12 protein-coding genes and 2 tRNA genes are annotated in these 15,940 nt (G+C 60.6%); 9 read left to right on the plus strand and 5 right to left on the minus strand.

The annotated features are described in order from the left end of the window. Window positions 1–13: 13 nt before the first annotated feature. On the minus strand, window positions 14–220 hold the full coding sequence (locus tag BT116_RS10960; protein ID WP_003184748.1) for a hypothetical protein: 207 nt from the start codon (window positions 218–220) through the stop codon (window positions 14–16). A gap of 102 nt (window positions 221–322) precedes the next feature. Then, a complete protein-coding gene (dcd, locus tag BT116_RS10965) occupies window positions 323–889 on the minus strand; it encodes a dCTP deaminase (protein WP_003184751.1) in 567 nt (188 codons plus the stop codon). Window positions 890–1,243: 354 nt separating this feature from the next. On the opposite strand from dcd, the gene BT116_RS10970 reads away from it, so the two are divergent. Continuing rightward, the gene (locus BT116_RS10970; RefSeq protein ID WP_002554837.1) at window positions 1,244–1,453 is read left to right on the plus strand and encodes a cold-shock protein; all 210 of its coding nucleotides are present in this window, start codon (window positions 1,244–1,246) and stop codon (window positions 1,451–1,453) included. 133 nt (window positions 1,454–1,586) lie between these two features. Here BT116_RS10970 and BT116_RS10975 read toward each other — a convergent pair whose 3' ends face one another. Continuing rightward, window positions 1,587–2,594, minus strand: a complete 1,008-nt coding sequence (locus BT116_RS10975; protein ID WP_072343256.1) for a DUF481 domain-containing protein — start codon at window positions 2,592–2,594, stop codon at window positions 1,587–1,589. Between the two features lie 157 nt (window positions 2,595–2,751). Here BT116_RS10975 and BT116_RS10980 point away from each other — a divergent pair, with 157 nt between their 5' ends. The 4 genes from BT116_RS10980 to BT116_RS10995 all read left to right on the plus strand — a co-directional run bounded on the left by BT116_RS10980 (window position 2,752) and on the right by BT116_RS10995 (window position 7,525). Further along, window positions 2,752–3,105: an MGMT family protein gene (locus BT116_RS10980; protein WP_072343259.1), complete on the plus strand. Its 354-nt coding sequence runs from the start codon at window positions 2,752–2,754 to the stop codon at window positions 3,103–3,105. Window positions 3,106–3,149: 44 nt separating this feature from the next. Beyond that, window positions 3,150–4,709 (plus strand): AmpG family muropeptide MFS transporter, encoded by a 1,560-nt coding sequence (locus tag BT116_RS10985; RefSeq protein ID WP_072343262.1) that lies wholly within the window; start codon window positions 3,150–3,152, stop codon window positions 4,707–4,709. 129 nt (window positions 4,710–4,838) lie between these two features. Then, complete coding sequence (locus tag BT116_RS10990) at window positions 4,839–6,554, plus strand: proline--tRNA ligase (protein WP_072343265.1); 1,716 nt, start codon at window positions 4,839–4,841, stop codon at window positions 6,552–6,554. Between the two features lie 17 nt (window positions 6,555–6,571). Beyond that, window positions 6,572–7,525 carry a hypothetical protein gene (locus BT116_RS10995; protein WP_072343268.1) on the plus strand — a complete coding sequence of 318 codons (954 nt, stop codon included), beginning with the start codon at window positions 6,572–6,574 and terminating at the stop codon, window positions 7,523–7,525. Window positions 7,526–7,719: 194 nt separating this feature from the next. Here BT116_RS10995 and dinB read toward each other — a convergent pair whose 3' ends face one another. Next, on the minus strand, window positions 7,720–8,781 hold the full coding sequence (dinB, locus tag BT116_RS11000) for a DNA polymerase IV (RefSeq protein ID WP_072343271.1): 1,062 nt from the start codon (window positions 8,779–8,781) through the stop codon (window positions 7,720–7,722). 285 nt (window positions 8,782–9,066) lie between these two features. Between dinB and BT116_RS11005 the strand changes: the two genes are divergently transcribed. The 4 genes from BT116_RS11005 (at window position 9,067) to BT116_RS11020 (ending at window position 13,524) form a co-directional block, all read left to right on the plus strand. Then, window positions 9,067–9,143, plus strand: a tRNA-Met gene (locus BT116_RS11005). A gap of 219 nt (window positions 9,144–9,362) precedes the next feature. After that, window positions 9,363–9,439, plus strand: a tRNA-Met gene (locus BT116_RS11010). 153 nt (window positions 9,440–9,592) lie between these two features. Then, window positions 9,593–12,235, plus strand: a complete 2,643-nt coding sequence (gene mprF / locus BT116_RS11015; protein ID WP_072343274.1) for a bifunctional lysylphosphatidylglycerol flippase/synthetase MprF — start codon at window positions 9,593–9,595, stop codon at window positions 12,233–12,235. Continuing rightward, window positions 12,235–13,524, plus strand: coding sequence for a virulence factor family protein (locus BT116_RS11020; protein ID WP_072343275.1), 1,290 nt, complete (start codon window positions 12,235–12,237; stop codon window positions 13,522–13,524). Before mprF ends, BT116_RS11020 begins: the two co-directional genes overlap by 1 nt. 304 nt (window positions 13,525–13,828) lie before the next feature. On the opposite strand, the gene BT116_RS11025 is transcribed toward BT116_RS11020, so the two are convergent. Continuing rightward, window positions 13,829–15,670, minus strand: coding sequence for a potassium transporter Kup (locus BT116_RS11025; protein ID WP_371856172.1), 1,842 nt, complete (start codon window positions 15,668–15,670; stop codon window positions 13,829–13,831). Between the last annotated feature and the right edge of the window lie 270 nt (window positions 15,671–15,940).

The raw sequence follows: 15,940 nt of genomic DNA on the forward strand, positions 1-15,940 counted from the left end.
GGCCATCGTCTCATCAGGCAACAGGCGCAGGAGGCGGCTCATCCGGCAGCGTAGGCTCGCCGGGTTCGGTGGGTTGTTCGTTGGGGGTGTCGGGATCAGGCTGGCCAGGGATGCCGCCCGCCGCTTCGACAGGATGGGCCAGCAATGACCAGGCCATGACGCCGATCTGATTGGGCTCAAGCCTTGCCAGTTCGGCACTGATTCGCGGATCGATCTTCATAGAGCAACTCCTGAGCGAAGGCCCGCTGCGCTGACGCACAAAAACGGGCAGTACACGCAATAGAGTGCCTGCCCGCCCAGGAATTCCAACAGTTCGTCAGATTCAGGTACGCGGCAGTGTCACACCGCGCTGGCCCTGGTATTTGCCGCCACGATCCTTGTAGGACACTTCGCACTCTTCATCGGATTCCAGGAACAGCATCTGCGCCACACCTTCGTTGGCGTAGATTTTCGCCGGCAAGGTCGTGGTGTTGGAGAACTCCAGGGTCACGTGGCCTTCCCACTCGGGTTCCAGCGGCGTGACGTTGACGATGATGCCGCAACGGGCGTAGGTGCTCTTGCCCAGGCAGATGGTCAGCACGTTGCGCGGAATGCGGAAGTACTCGACGGTACGGGCCAGGGCGAAGGAGTTCGGCGGGATGATGCAAACGTCGCTTTTAACGTCGACGAAGCTCTTCTCGTCGAAGTTCTTCGGGTCGACGGTGGCCGAGTTGATATTGGTGAACACCTTGAATTCGTCGGCGCAGCGCACGTCGTAGCCGTAGCTGGAGACACCGAAGGAAATCAGCCGATCGGCGCCTTCGCCACGCATCTGGCGTTCGACGAAGGGCTCGATCATGCCGTGCTCTTGCGCCATGCGGCGAATCCACTTGTCCGATTTGATGCTCATGGCGGTTTCCTGAATTAGCGAGGTGGAAAAAATACGTCCGGCATCTTACTGGGGCACGGGTCCGAGTTCAAAGCGCGGCACGCAAATCTCGCCGATCCACCTTGATTTCCGGGTCCTGCCGGCCATCGCCCGCGCCGTCAGTCACCAAATAAGAGAAACCTTCGCAAAGACCATTGGCACATTCTGGAAAAAGGGTTAAGGTGGCGCCACTGTGCTGCTTGTGTCACTGAGAATCTCTACACGATATGTTGAATTTCGATCCAACCATCTACAAGAATTTTTCCTGCTCTTTGCACTCAGTCTCGGCCAGGGTTCTTCCTGAGTCGCAGTTATCTTTGTCCAAGGAGTTACACCATGTCTAATCGCCAAACCGGTACCGTTAAGTGGTTCAACGATGAAAAAGGCTTCGGCTTCATCACTCCACAATCCGGTGACGACCTGTTCGTTCACTTCAAAGCTATCCAATCCGACGGCTTCAAAAGCCTGAAAGAAGGCCAACAGGTTTCTTTCATCGCTACCCGCGGTCAGAAAGGCATGCAAGCTGAAGAAGTTCAAGTTATCTAACTTGTCCTTGCTTTAGTAAAAGGCCCCGCCCTCAAAAGCGGGGCTTTTTTGTGCCTGGGTGTTTTTCCCAGGGCACAAAAAACTGTGGGAGCGAGCTTGCTCGCTCCCACAGGTGTGTGTGGGTGAGCCCGAATTACCAGGTCACGCCAAACCCAGCGGTGTACCGAGTCTTGCTCAAGTCACTGTCTTCAGTGCCCTCGATGACATCTTTCTCGGCCTTGAGGTTGAGCGACGCCCAATCGGTGACCTTATAGCGCAACCCCACTTCAGCGTCGTAGGCATAATCCGCCACGTCGGACAGTGGCTTGCCCACTTCGCCGTTGGTGAAGAACTCGACGCGCTTGCCAATCAGGTAGCGGTTGTAGTCCCACTTCATGGCGACGGAATAGAAGTTGTCCTTACCGCCGTCGCGGTATTCATAGTCGGTGCGGTTCAACAGCGAACCCAGCGAGAATGCGCCCAGCTCGTCATCCCAGAACTGATAACCCGGACCGGTACCCACCACGCGCTGGCGCGCCAGGTCTTCGACTTTGTCACGCTTGTAGTTCAGGCGGCCTTGCCAGAACCATTTGTCCGTCAGGAACCGGTCGAGGGAATATTCCAGGCGCCAGTTATCGGCGGAAACCACATCGTCCTGGAACTCACGGTTGTATTCACCCTCGGCGGTATGCCGCCATCTGCCGTGGCGAGCCGAGGTCTTGAAGTCGACGTCGTAATCGTCGGTATCGTTTTCCGCACGCTGGTAATCCAGCGCGGCATCGATGTTGCCTTTCCACACCAGGTCCTCGACCACCGGCTTGGGCTTGAGGATCTGCTGGATACTGGCCAGATCAACGGTCTTGGGCGCATCACCGTTGGCCAAAGTGACCTTGCCATCCTCGGCCGCATGCAGCGCCTTGGCTTTCTCGCCGGTATAAGCATCCTGCTTGACCAAGAGTTGCTGATCACTCTCCAGAGTCTTGACCTGTTTCCAGTCGACAGGAATCGCGCCGGCGTAATCGGTCTGGATCAGCAACTTGCCGCCATCAAAAACGGTAATCTTGCCACTGAGTTTGTCCCCATTCTTCAACCAGACGGTGTCGGCAAGCAAGGGCATGGAGGCGCTGGCAACAGCCAGGCAAAGCAGGGTTCTAGACAACATAAGCGATAATGGGCTCAAGTTTTCGGTGAGAAGGCGGCATTATCCCCCAGGATGACACCTCAGCAACGACTGACCCGCGTATCGATGATGAGTTCATTTCTCAATCAGCCTTGTAGGAATTAATCTACGGACGGACACCCCTTCAGGAACCCTTTACGTGAATGAGATCCCAGCGGACACCGAGAACGCCACGCAAATCCGCCGCACCACCCTCTACCTGACCCTGGCACAAGTGCCGGCCGGCAAGGTGGTCACCTACGGCCAACTCGCCGAAATGGCCGGCCTGGGCCGCGCGGCGCGCTGGGTCGGGCGGACCCTCAGCCAGTTGCCGAACGACACGAAGCTGCCCTGGCATCGGGTATTGGGTGCCGGCGGTCGGATCAGCCTACCGGCGGGCAGCGCCTCAGGGGACGAACAGCGCGCACGCCTGCGCATGGAAGGGATCAGTGTCCTGAACAATCGTGTTGATATTCAGCGCCATGGCTGGCGCCCGGTAGAGCACAGCGGTTAGAGTGCGCGCTTTGTTTTCGCAATTTTTGAGGCAGACTCCAGCCCATGCCCCGTAAAACCTGGCGCGCCGCCCTCGCCGCCTATGCCAGTCCCTCGACGCTCGTGCTGTTGCTGCTTGGCTTCGCCGCCGGCTTGCCGTACATGCTAGTGTTTTCCACACTTTCGGTCTGGTTGCGCGAAGCCGGTGTGGCCCGCGAAACCATCGGCTACGCGAGCCTGATCGGCCTGGCGTATGCCTTTAAATGGGTCTGGTCGCCGCTGCTCGACCAATGGCGCCTGCCGCTGCTGGGTAAACTCGGGCGTCGGCGTTCATGGCTGGTGCTCTCCCAAGGCCTGGTCATCCTCGGCCTGATCGGCATGGGATTCTGCGACCCACAGAAACACCTGTCATGGTTGATCGCCATTGCCGTCATCGTGGCCTTCGCCTCTGCGACGCAGGACATTGCCGTCGATGCCTATCGCTTGGAGATCGCCGACGACACCCGCCAGGCCGCCCTCGCCGCCAGCTACATGTCCGGCTACCGCGTCGCGGCACTGCTGGCCACCGCTGGCGCGCTGTTTTTCGCCGAAGGGTTTGGCTCCACTGGCTTCAGCTACAAACACTCGGCCTGGGCCGGCACTTACCTGCTGTTCGGCGTATTGATGGTCCCGGCGTTGCTTACCTCGCTGTTCATGCGCGAACCGCCGGTACCTCTGCGCACCCAACTGCAGGCCGGACGCTATTCGTTCGCCCATCAACTGGCGTCGGTGTTCGTGCTGATCGTGCTGCTGGTGTCTGTCCCGGCGATGTTCACCCAGCTCTACAACACCGACTTCGCCAGCGTGCTGTTCGAGGGCGTCAGCCTGCTTGACTTGCTGCTCGAAGACCGCGCGTTCCTGCGGGCCATCCTCTATACCATCCTGACCGCCCTGTGCCTGTCCACCATGGGCCGGCGCGGACTGGCGCCGGTGCTGACGCCGATCAACGATTTCATCCTGCGTTATCGCTGGCAGGCCCTGCTGCTGCTCGGGCTGATCGCGACTTATCGGATGTCCGACACGGTCATGGGCGTCATGGCCAACGTGTTCTACATCGACCAAGGGTTCACCAAGGACCAGATCGCCAGCGTCAGCAAGATTTTCGGGCTGATCATGACACTCGTCGGCGCCGGCATGGGTGGCCTGCTGATCGTACGTTTCGGCATCCTGCCCATCCTGTTCATCGGCGGTGTCGCCTCGGCCGGCACCAACATCCTCTTCCTGATGCTGACCGACATGGGCGCCAACCTGAAGATGCTGATTGTCACCATCTCCCTGGACAACTTCAGCTCCGGCCTGGCCACCTCGGCGTTCGTCGCCTACCTGTCGAGCCTGACCAACCTGAAATTCTCCGCCACCCAATACGCCCTGCTCAGCTCGATCATGCTGTTGCTGCCGCGCCTGATCGGTGGTTACTCAGGGGTGATGGTGGAGAAGTTCGGCTATCACAATTTCTTCCTGATCACCGCGTTGCTGGGCGTTCCGACCTTGCTGCTGATCGCCTTGCACTGGTTCCAGGAGAACCGTCGCCAGGGCTCGACGCCCACCGCCGAACCGACGCCCACCCGGCCTGCGGAAGAGTCGTAGGAAACGTCAGAAAACGCCGGGGAAACCGGCGTTCGCATCGGGTGACCGGCCACGCGCCTGTACGCCAGGGCATCTCGCCCGTACAATGCCCCGTCACTTCTCGTCATCAGCAACCGACAACGGCCAACCATGCGCACCAGTCAATATTTGCTCGCCACACAGAAAGAAACACCTTCCGACGCCGTCGTGATCAGCCATCAGTTGATGCTGCGTGCCGGTATGATCCGCAAACTCGCCTCGGGCCTGTACACCTGGCTGCCGATGGGCCTGCGGGTCATGCGCAAGGTTGAAGCCATCGTTCGCGAAGAGATGGACGCTGCCGGCTCCCTGGAAGTGTTGATGCCGGGCACCCAACCGGCCGAGCTGTGGCAGGAATCGGGGCGCTGGGAAGAATACGGCCCTGAGCTGCTGCGCATCAAAGACCGTCACGGTCGCGACTTCTGTGCAGGCCCGACTCACGAAGAAGTGATCACCGACCTGATGCGCAACGAGTTGAGCAGCTACAAGCAGCTGCCGATCAACCTGTATCAGATCCAGACCAAATTCCGTGACGAAATCCGTCCACGCTTCGGCCTGATGCGCGGTCGCGAATTCATCATGAAGGACGCCTACTCGTTCCACACCGACCTGGCCTCGCTGCAAGTCACCTACGACCGCATGCACCAGGCATATTGCAACGTGTTCACCCGCCTGGGCCTGAAATTCCGTCCGGTTGAAGCCGACAACGGCTCCATCGGCGGTGCCGGCTCCCACGAGTTCCACGTACTGGCCGAGTCCGGCGAAGACGACATCGTCTTCAGCAACGGCTCCGACTACGCCGCCAACATCGAGAAAGCCGAAGCCGTGCCACGGGAAACCTCCCGCGCCGCGCCGACCGAAGAGTTGCGCCTGGTGGACACGCCGAACGCCAAGACCATTGCCCAGTTGGTGGAAGGCTACAACCTGCCAATCGAACGCACCATCAAGACCCTGATCGTGCGGGCCGAAGAGGAAGGCAAGCTGATAGCCCTGATCGTCCGTGGCGACCACGAGCTCAATGAAATCAAGGCCGCCAACCAGCCAGGCGTCGCCAGCCCGCTGGTCATGGCCACCGAAGCCGAACTGCGCGACGCCATCGGCGCCGGTGCCGGCTCCCTCGGCCCGTTGAACCTGCCACTGCCGATCATCATCGACCGCTCGGTGGAGTTGATGAGCGACTTCGCCATCGGCGCCAACCTCGACGACAAGCACTACTTCGGCGTGAACTGGGAACGCGACCTGCCGGTTCCAACCGTCGCGGACCTGCGCAACGTCGTGGCCGGCGACCCGAGCCCGGACGGCAAGGGTACCCTGGAAATCAAGCGCGGCATCGAAGTCGGGCACATCTTCCAGCTGGGCAACAAGTACAGCAAGGCGATGAAGTGCGAAGTACTGGGCGAGAACGGCAAGCCGGTCACCCTGGAAATGGGTTGCTACGGCATCGGTGTTTCCCGCGTGGTAGCTGCCGCCATCGAGCAGAACAACGACGAGAAAGGCATCATCTGGAGCGACACGCTGGCGCCTTTCCAGATTGCCCTGGTGCCGCTGCGCTATGAAACCGACCTGGTGCGTGAAGCCACCGACAAGCTCTACGCCGAACTGACGGCCGCCGGCTTTGAAGTGCTGCTGGACGACCGCGACAAGAAAACCAGCCCCGGCATCAAGTTCGCGGACATGGAACTGATCGGCATCCCGCATCGGATCGTCGTCAGTGACCGTGGCCTGGCCGAAGGCAACCTGGAATACAAGAGCCGCACCGAAGCCGAGCCGCAAGCGCTGCCGGTCGCCGACGTGCTGTCGTTCCTCCAGGCCCGTATCCGCCGCTGACACCAGATAGAGACGTCATGTTCAAGCGAAACACCTTAGGCCTCGGTGGTGCCGCCCTGTGCGGCGCCCTGCTGGTCAGCGGCTGTGCCAACCAAATGTCACAACGCAGCGAGCACGAAGAGCGGGTCGAGCGCAAATTGCTCGACCACAGCCTGCAGATCGACGTGGGCGAACCCAAGGTGCTCGACCTGCCGCAACGTCGGGTGCGAATCAATGAGCAAAAGACCTTCGAAGTCACTGAGTTCGAGGTCACTCGCCATTACGATCGCTATACGCCGTACCAACCCTGGCGGGAGATTTACGAGATCCCCTTGGGCGCGGTGGCAGTGGTGGCCGGTGTCGGCGCAAACGTGGTCAATGTGTTCGCCCTCGGCAACCTGCCGGACACCGTGACCCGTGACTGGATCAGCTACGGTTTCGCCGGGCTCAACCCATTCATGAACGTCCCTTCCCATGGCCGCGCCCAGCAGAACCTGGCGGGTATCGACGAAGTCCAGCGCGACAAGCGTACGGAACACTCGAGCCTGCCTTGGAGCGAACGCCCGGTGGAGGTCAAGGCCGCCCGGCAGACCTTCGAGCTGAGCACCGACCGTAACGGCGTGCTGCGCCTGAACCTGCTGGAAAGCCCGTTCGCCGAGCAGGACCTGAGCCAATTCGGCAAATTGCAGATCAGCGTGACGGATGCCCAGGACGAAGTGCACACCGACTCATCCCTGAGCATCAGCAGCACCTTGCGCAGCAAGCTGCTGGAAGCCCACGCGTTGATCTACGACGATCTGGAAGATGACGAGGTGAACCAATGGGTGCATCGAGTCAAGCGCCTGTCGGAACTGGGGCTTGAAGAAGAGGCCAGCGAACTGGAACAGAGCCTGATCGAACTGACCCGTAATGATCCGGAGTTGCAGACCGAGTTTTTGAAAGCACTGACCAAGGACGGTGGACGGTTGGTGGCGGATCCGGGCGCCAACTGAGTCCAGCTTGGATTGGTCAACCTCTCTTGTGGCGAGGGAGCTTGCTCCCGCTGGGCTGCGCAGCAGACCCAATAGCGGTTGACTCAATGAACCTGACACACCGAGGCGGCAGATTTAAGGGCCGCTTCGCAGCCCAGCGGGAGCAAGCTCCCTCGCCACAAGAGCAAGGCAAGGCATTCAGCCAACCGACAGCCTCACCGCTCAAACAACTCCAACTGCTCAAACCCACCGCGCAAATCCTCCAGCCGCACCCCGATCCCCAATAACCGCACCGGCTTGCCGCCCCGGTTGAACGCCTGGGTCAACAGCAACTGGTAGCTGCCCAGGTCCCGCCCTGCCCCGGCCTGTTCCAGTGTGGTCTGGGTGAAGTCGTGGAATTTCACTTTGACGAACGGCTTGCCCGGTCGATAACTGCTGTCGATCCGCGCCATGCGTCCGTTGAGGGTTTCCATCAGTTCCGGCAGTTTGCCGAGGCAACTCACCAGGTCGGGCAGGTCGACATCGTAGGTATTTTCCACGCTGATGGACTGCCGTCGGCTGTCGTTGTGCACCAGCCGCTCATCGATCCCACGAGCCAGGCTCCAGAGCCGCTCACCGAAACTGCCAAATTCGCGCACCAGCGCCAACTTGTCCCATTGGCGCAACTGCAGGCAATCGACGATGCCAAGTCGGTTCAGCTTATCGGCGGTGACCTTTCCAACACCGTGGAGCTTGCTCACCGGCAGGGCCGAGACAAAATCCTCGACCTGGTCGGGAGTGATGACGAACAACCCGTTGGGCTTCTTCCAGTCGCTGGCGATCTTGGCCAGGAACTTGTTCGGCGCGACGCCTGCCGACACGGTGATGTGCAGCTGGTTGGAAACCCGTCGGCGAATGTCCTGGGCGATGCGCGTGGCGCTGCCACCGAAATGGGCACTGGCGGAGACATCCAGGTAGGCCTCGTCCAGCGACAGCGGCTCGATCAGGTCAGTGTAATCGCTGAAAATCGTATGAATTTCCTTCGACGCTTCCCGATAGGCATCCATTCGTGGCTTGACGATGGTGAGGTCCGGGCAAAGCTTCAAGGCGTGGCCGGAGGACATGGCCGAGCGCACTCCATAGGCCCGCGCTTCGTAGTTACAGGTGGCAATCACGCCCCGCCGATCCGCCGAGCCTCCCACCGCCAAGGGCTTGCCGGCCAGCCGCGGGTCATCGCGCATTTCGATAGCGGCATAGAAACAGTCACAGTCGACATGAATGATCTTACGTTGCGTCATAAATAAAGAAGCAGAGTGTGCGACGAATCGGGCCACCAGTATCGCACCGGCACCTGTATATAGCACCAGTAGTTTGAAAGATCCTTCGTTGGGAGCCGAAAGTGCCTACGCAAATTTACTTCTTCAATCGCAACGAAGCCGCCAATAGAGCTCAGCCCTTGCCAGGCCTGCGTCACAGCGCTGTCACAATGTCTTTCTCCAAGGCTAACCGCTTGAAGCGGAACAGGTTTTTGTGAAGCCAGGGTTGACAGCAGCGCGATCCTCTGTAGAATGCCGCCACACAGACGCGGGATGGAGCAGTCTGGTAGCTCGTCGGGCTCATAACCCGAAGGTCGTCGGTTCAAATCCGGCTCCCGCAACCAAACATCAAGAAAGGCTACTCGAAAGGGTGGCCTTTTTTGTGCCTGTCCATTTTTGACTGCCTGATCAGAGAGTCGCCGCCTGCATGCAACAGTTGTAGGACAATTTCTTTAAATTCCGAGCATTTAGGAAGACAAGGGGCGGATCGAGCGTTTATTTGAGCCCATTACCTTTTAACGGTTGACACTCGGGCGTTCGCCTGTAGAATGCCGCCACACAGACGCGGGATGGAGCAGTCTGGTAGCTCGTCGGGCTCATAACCCGAAGGTCGTCGGTTCAAATCCGGCTCCCGCAACCAAATATCAAGAAAGGCTACTCGAAAGAGTGGCCTTTTTTGTGTCTGGCGAAAAAAGCTCTACATTACAAAGATTTTGTAATTATTTTCCTTCGCGGGGATTGGTAACTTGGCTGGATACCCCCATCCTGTCGCGCATAGCTCAAGAGGTGATTGATGCGCGCCCACTCGTCTGACCCGCAAGACCCTGTTACTGCGACACAACCGATCAAAGCCGAACGATTGCGCTGGCTGGATCGGATCAGTCAATACCGCCAGCCTATTGGTCTCGCGGTCACGTTGCTGCTGTTTGCGATTGCCTTGATTGCCTGTCGCCACTTGCTGAGCGAGCTCGATCTTTACGCCCTGCACGATTCAATTCTGGAAGTGCCACGACCGGCCCTGCTGGGCGCGATCGCCGCCACGGTAGCCGGCTTCATCATTCTTTTGGGCTACGAATGGTCCGCCAGCCGTTATGCCGGGGTGACACTGCCGCCACAAACCATGGTCCTGGGTGGGTTCACCGCGTTCGCCATCGGCAATGCCATTGGCCTGTCACTGCTGTCGAGCGGCTCTGTTCGCTACCGTCTGTATGCGCGTCATGGCCTGGGGGCCTCGGATGTCGCCCACATGACGCTGTTCGCCAGCCTGTCCCTGGGCTGCGCGTTGCCGCCGTTGGCGGCCCTGGCGACGCTCAGCAACCTGCCCGCCGCGTCCGCCGCGCTGCACCTGCCTGCTACTTTGCTGGGGGCCATTTCCGTGGCGGTGCTGCTGCTCACCAGCGTGTTGGCCATCGGCATTTACCGCCGACGCCTGCCGGAACAGCCTCATCGTGACAGCCTGTTGGTAAAAGCCGGGCGCCGCACACTGCGCTTGCCGGGCCGACGTCTGACCTTCCTGCAACTGGTGATCACCGCGCTGGATGTCGCCGCCGCCGCCACCGTGTTGTATCTGTTGCTGCCCGAAGCGCCGCCGTTTGGCGCCTTCCTGCTGGTGTACCTGCTGGCGCTGGCTGCCGGGGTGCTCAGCCATGTACCGGGCGGTGTCGGCGTGTTCGAAGCAATCCTGCTGGCCGCGTTCGCCGACAAACTCGGGGCCGCGCCACTGGCCGCCGCGCTGTTGCTGTATCGCTTGATCTATGTGCTGCTGCCGATGCTGGTGGCCTGCGTACTGTTGCTGATCAATGAAGCGCAACGGCTGTTCCAGACGCGCCAGACCCTGCGGGCGGCATCGGGTTTCGCTGCGCCGATCCTGGCGGTGCTGGTGTTTCTTTCGGGCGTGGTGCTGCTGTTTTCCGGGGTGACACCGGAAATCGACACCCGCCTGGAGCACATCGGCTTCCTGATCCCTCATCGGCTGGTCGACGCTTCGCACTTCGGCGCCAGCCTGGTGGGCGTGTTGTGCCTGCTGCTCGCCCAAGGCTTGCGCCGTCGCCTGTCGGCTGCCTGGATGCTGACCACGGTCTTGCTCCTGGTGGGCGCCCTGCTCTCGCTGCTCAAGGGTTTTGACTGGGAAGAAGCCACGTTACTGACCCTGACGGCCGCCCTGCTGGCGGTGTTCCGGCGTTCCTTTTATCGTCCCAGCCGCCTGACTGAACTGCCCTTTTCTCCACTGTTCCTGATCGCCAGTATCTGCGTGCTAGGCGCGTCGATCTGGCTGCTGCTGTTTGCTTACCAGGATGTGCCCTACAGCCATCAACTCTGGTGGCAGTTCACCCTCGATGCCGACGCCCCGCGCGGTCTGCGCTCCCTGCTGGGCGCCGCGGTGCTGTTGGTGGTGGTGTCCCTGACCTGGTTGCTGCGCACCGCACGACCGGTGATCCATTTGCCGACGACAGAAGAACTGGAGCGAGCCAAGACGATTCTCATGACGTCTTCGCAACCCGACGGCGGACTGGCCCTGACCGGCGACAAGGCATTGCTGTTCCATCCCAACGACGAAGCGTTCCTGATGTACGCCCGCCGTGGTCGCAGCCTGGTGGCGCTGTACGATCCGATCGGTCCTACCCAGCAACGGGCTGAAATGATCTGGCAGTTCCGCGACCTGTGTGACATCCACCATGCCCGCCCCGTGTTCTATCAGGTACGTGCCGAGAACCTGCCGTACTACATGGACATCGGCCTGACAGCCATCAAGCTGGGCGAGGAAGCACGGGTCGACCTCAAGCGTTTCGATCTCGAAGCCAAGGGCAAAGAGATGAAGGATTTGCGCTACACCTGGAACCGTGGCACCCGTGACGGCCTGTCGCTGGAAATCCACGAACCGGGCCAGGCGCCGATGGATGAGCTCAAGGTCATTTCCGATGCCTGGCTGACCGGCAAGAACGTGCGTGAGAAAGGTTTCTCCCTGGGCCGTTTCAGTGATGACTACCTCAAGCATTTCCGCATCGCCGTGATTCGTTTCGAGGGCCGGCCGGTGGCGTTCGCCAACCTGCTGGAAACCCACAGCCACGAACTGGCCAGCCTCGACCTGATGCGCGCCCACCCCGAGGCCCCGAAACTGACCATGGAATTCATGATGGTCGGTCTCATCCAGCATTATAAAAATCATGACTACGCCCGCTTCAGCCTCGGCATGGTCCCGCTGTCAGGCCTGCAACCGCGTCGCGGCGCACCATTGACCCAACGCCTGGGTTCGATGGTGTTCCGCCGCGGCGAGCAGCTCTATAACTTCCAGGGGCTGCGCCGCTTCAAAGACAAATTCCAGCCTGACTGGGAACCTCGCTACATGGCCGTGCCCGCCGGACTCGATCCGCTGGTGGCGCTGGCTGATACCGCCGCCCTGATTGCAGGCGGCCTGACTGGATTGGTGAAACGCTGATGATGCAACGCTCCTGGCGATACGTAGTGGCCGCCCTGCTGGTGCTGGCGGTAATTCTCGGTGGCGGTTACTGGTACTTGAAACGCCCGGCCCCGCAACCGACCCTGGAACAGCTGGCGCCCATCGAAGGCGTAGCGATGACTCGGGTCATCCCCGGCACCAAACCGCGCGCCCAGGTGCTGGTGGCGGTCAATGAAGACCAGAAGCTCAGCGACACGCAGTTGACGACCCTCAGCCGCAGCGGCTCGGCACAGATCGTTCAGGTGATCCTGCCCAAGGACTGCATGTTGCAAGGTCGCGCCCTGCAGACGGGTCTGCGACAACTCCAAGGGCCCGCCACGCTGGTCAGCGGCATCGGCCCTGGCGCTGTGCTGGCCTGGCGCTGGCTGGCCGAGCAGAAGGATGACAAGGCCAAGGCCGTGTCGGTGGACCTGGCCCTGGAAAAACCCGGCTGCACACACTTGCTGCCCAAAAGCGCAGCCCACGGCCACTGGCTGGTGGCCTGGAACGATAACCCCGACGACACCAGCGCCGGCTTCGTACGCGATCAGTCGAATGCCGAGACCAGCATCAGCGACTACGACATCAATCTGCCGCAAGTCCTGAACAACGAACTGCGCAAGATCCTGGTCGGCACCGACAAGGCCAAGGGCGGCCTGAGCATCCCGGTGGTGGAAGTCCCAGCCAGCCAGACGCGGGATACCGTGACCCTGTTTCTCTCCGGAGACGGCGGCTGGCGTGACCTGGACCGCGACGTGGCCGATGAAATGGCCAAGATTGGCTACCCAGTGGTCGGCATCGACACCCTGCGCTACTACTGGCAGCACAAGAGCCCGGAGCAAAGCGCGGCGGATCTGACCGAACTGATGCAGCACTACCGTCAGGTCTGGGGCACCAAGCGCTTCATCCTGACCGGCTACTCCTTCGGTGCCGACGTGTTGCCAGCCATCTACAATCGTCTGCCAGCCACCGAACAACAGCGGGTCGATGCGATCATCCTGCTGGCTTTCGCCCGCACCGGCAGCTTCGAGATCGAAGTCGAAGGCTGGCTCGGCAACGCCGGCACCGAAGCCGCCACCGGCCCGGAAATGGCCAAGCTGCCAGCCGAGAAAGTGGTGTGCATCTACGGCGGTGAAGAAGCCGACGAAAGCGGCTGCACCGACAAGACTGCCGTGGGTGAAGCCATCAAGCTGCCCGGCGGCCATCACTTCGACGAAAACTACCCGGCCCTGGCCAAGCGCCTGATCGACGAGATCAACAAGCGCCAGAACAAGACAGCCGAACAGTAAGTCGATACACCCTGACAAAAAGCCCCGGCAGCCTTGCGGTTGCCGGGGCTTTTTTGTCGATGCTGGGTTTACACAGGCCCCTCTTGTGTTTTTGGTGTCCACAGCATTTGCGCCCACCACCGCCTCATTGTGGGAGCGAGCTTGCTCGCGATGGCGGTGGCAGATTCAACATCTTTGCAAACTGACACTCCGCTATCGCGAGCAAGCTCGCTCCCACAGGGGCTTGACTCTGGCATCAGCCTTTGTGTCGCACAAAAAAAGCCCTCGCCGCCGCAAGGCAACGAGGGCTTTTGTTTTCCTGATGCTACATCTCGACCTGCGTCCCCAGTTCAATCACCCGGTTCAACGGCAGATTGAAGAAGCGCAGATTGCCGTTGGCGTTCTTCAACATGAAGGCGAACAACGCCTCGCGCCAGCGGGCCATGCCTTCGAGTTTCGACGCGATGACCGTTTCGCGGCTGAGGAAGTAAGTGGTGCGCATCGGGCTGAAGTCCAGGTCATCCAGATGGCAGAGCTTGAGCGCCTGCGGAACGTCCGGCTCGTCGGTAAAGCCAAAGTGCAGGATCACCCGGAAGAACCCTTCGCCGTAGGCATCGACCTCGAAGCGCCGCTGCGGCGGTACCCGGGGAATGTCTTCGTACACCACCGTCAGCAGCACCACTTGCTCATGCAGCACCTGGTTGTGCAGCAGGTTGTGCAACAGTGCATGAGGCACCGCGTCCGAACGTGCGGTCAGGAACACGGCGGTGCCCTGGACGCGATGAGGGGGTTGCACGCGGATGCTGCTGATGAAGATCGGCAGCGGCAGCGCCCCTTCGTCCAGGCGCTCCACCAGCAACTGCTTGCCGCGCTTCCAGGTGGTCATCAGCACGAACAAGGCAATACCGGCGATCACCGGGAATGCGCCGCCCTGGATGATCTTCGGCACGTTGGCGGCGAAGTACAGGCCGTCCACCAAGAGAAAACCGATCAGCACCGGCACCGCCAGCAACGGCGGCCATTTCCACAACAGCAGCATCACTGCCGAAACCAGGATCGTGGTCATCAACATGGTACCGGTCACCGCCACGCCATAGGCCGAAGCCAACGCGCCGGACGACTCGAAACCCAGCACCAGCAATACCACGCCGACCATCAGCGACCAGTTCACCGCACCGATGTAGATCTGGCCCTGTTCGGCGCTGGAGGTGTGCTGGATGTACATGCGCGGGATGTAACCGAGCTGGATCGCCTGGCGCGTCAGGGAGAACGCCCCGGAAATCACCGCTTGCGAAGCGATCACCGTGGCCAGGGTCGACAGCCCCACCAACGGGATCAGCGCCCAGCTTGGTGCCAGCAGATAGAACGGGTTGCGCGCCGCCTCCGGGTCCCCCAGCAACAACGCGCCCTGGCCGAAATAATTGAGCACCAGCGCCGGCAACACCAGGATGAACCAGGCCCGTGCAATGGGTTTGCGCCCGAAGTGGCCCATGTCGGCGTACAACGCTTCGGCACCGGTCAGCGCCAGCACCACGGCGCCGAGGATCGCCACGCCCATGCCCGAATGGACGACGAAGAAACGCACGGCCCAGACAGGGTTCAACGCCTGCAACACTTCCGGGTGTTGGCTGATGCCGTAGACACCGAGGGCGCCGAGCACCAGGAACCAGGTGACCATGATCGGGCCGAACAGGATGCCGATCCGTGCAGTACCGTGGCGCTGGATGATAAAGAGCCCTACCAGCACGACCAAGGACAGTGGCACGACCCAATGATCGATGCCTTCGAACGCCAGGCCCACACCTTCGATCGCCGAAAGCACGGAAATCGCCGGCGTGATCATGCTATCGCCGTAGAACAACGCCGCCCCGATCAAGCCGCAGACCACCAGCAATTTGCGCAACCTCGCCCGTCCCGCCGCTGCCCGCCGCGCCAGGGCGGTGAGCGCCATGATCCCGCCCTCGCCCTGGTTATCGGCGCGCAGGACGAACATCATGTACTTGATCGACACGACCCAGATCAGCGACCAGAAAATCAGCGAGAGAATCCCCAGCACACCATCGTGGTTGACAGGTACGCCGTAGGCACCGGAAAACACTTCCTTGAGGGTGTACAGCGGGCTCGTGCCGATGTCGCCATAAACCACTCCGACCGCCGCGACCAGCATGCTCAGCGGCTTCGCTGCCGAATGCTCGGCACTTGCCGCCTGACTACTTGCATGACCCATCCAACACTCCTGATTCCAGACCTGGCTTCTTGAACGAAGCACTATGCTTTGTTGAGGCAGCATGCGTTGTTTTACGCATTGTTACAGACGTTTTGTTGACTGTAGCAATCGTCAGAACGCAAAGGCGCGAAGCATAGCGCAGCACTCGTCGCATTTCCCGGTATAAAGCTGGTCAATCAGCCCGACCACAGATAGAATTGCGCACTTTTT

The organism is Pseudomonas sp. NFACC16-2, assembly GCF_900119205.1.
Classification (GTDB): Bacteria; Pseudomonadota; Gammaproteobacteria; order Pseudomonadales; family Pseudomonadaceae; genus Aquipseudomonas; species Aquipseudomonas fluorescens_Q.

What these genes read in the sequence shown, in the direction of transcription:
- BT116_RS10975 (WP_072343256.1), bottom strand. Translation starts at nt 2,594, where the DNA reads ATGTTGTCTAGAACCCTGCTTTGCCTGGCTGTTGCCAGCGCCTCCATG.
- BT116_RS10970 (WP_002554837.1), top strand. Translation starts at nt 1,244, where the DNA reads ATGTCTAATCGCCAAACCGGTACCGTTAAGTGGTTCAACGATGAAAAA.
- BT116_RS10985 (WP_072343262.1), top strand. Translation starts at nt 3,150, where the DNA reads ATGCCCCGTAAAACCTGGCGCGCCGCCCTCGCCGCCTATGCCAGTCCC.
- BT116_RS10995 (WP_072343268.1), top strand. Translation starts at nt 6,572, where the DNA reads ATGTTCAAGCGAAACACCTTAGGCCTCGGTGGTGCCGCCCTGTGCGGC.
- dcd (WP_003184751.1), bottom strand. Translation starts at nt 889, where the DNA reads ATGAGCATCAAATCGGACAAGTGGATTCGCCGCATGGCGCAAGAGCAC.
- BT116_RS10960 (WP_003184748.1), bottom strand. Translation starts at nt 220, where the DNA reads ATGAAGATCGATCCGCGAATCAGTGCCGAACTGGCAAGGCTTGAGCCC.
- BT116_RS11020 (WP_072343275.1), top strand. Translation starts at nt 12,235, where the DNA reads ATGATGCAACGCTCCTGGCGATACGTAGTGGCCGCCCTGCTGGTGCTG.
- BT116_RS10990 (WP_072343265.1), top strand. Translation starts at nt 4,839, where the DNA reads ATGCGCACCAGTCAATATTTGCTCGCCACACAGAAAGAAACACCTTCC.
- mprF (WP_072343274.1), top strand. Translation starts at nt 9,593, where the DNA reads ATGCGCGCCCACTCGTCTGACCCGCAAGACCCTGTTACTGCGACACAA.
- dinB (WP_072343271.1), bottom strand. Translation starts at nt 8,781, where the DNA reads ATGACGCAACGTAAGATCATTCATGTCGACTGTGACTGTTTCTATGCC.
- BT116_RS11025 (WP_371856172.1), bottom strand. Translation starts at nt 15,670, where the DNA reads ATGCTGGTCGCGGCGGTCGGAGTGGTTTATGGCGACATCGGCACGAGC.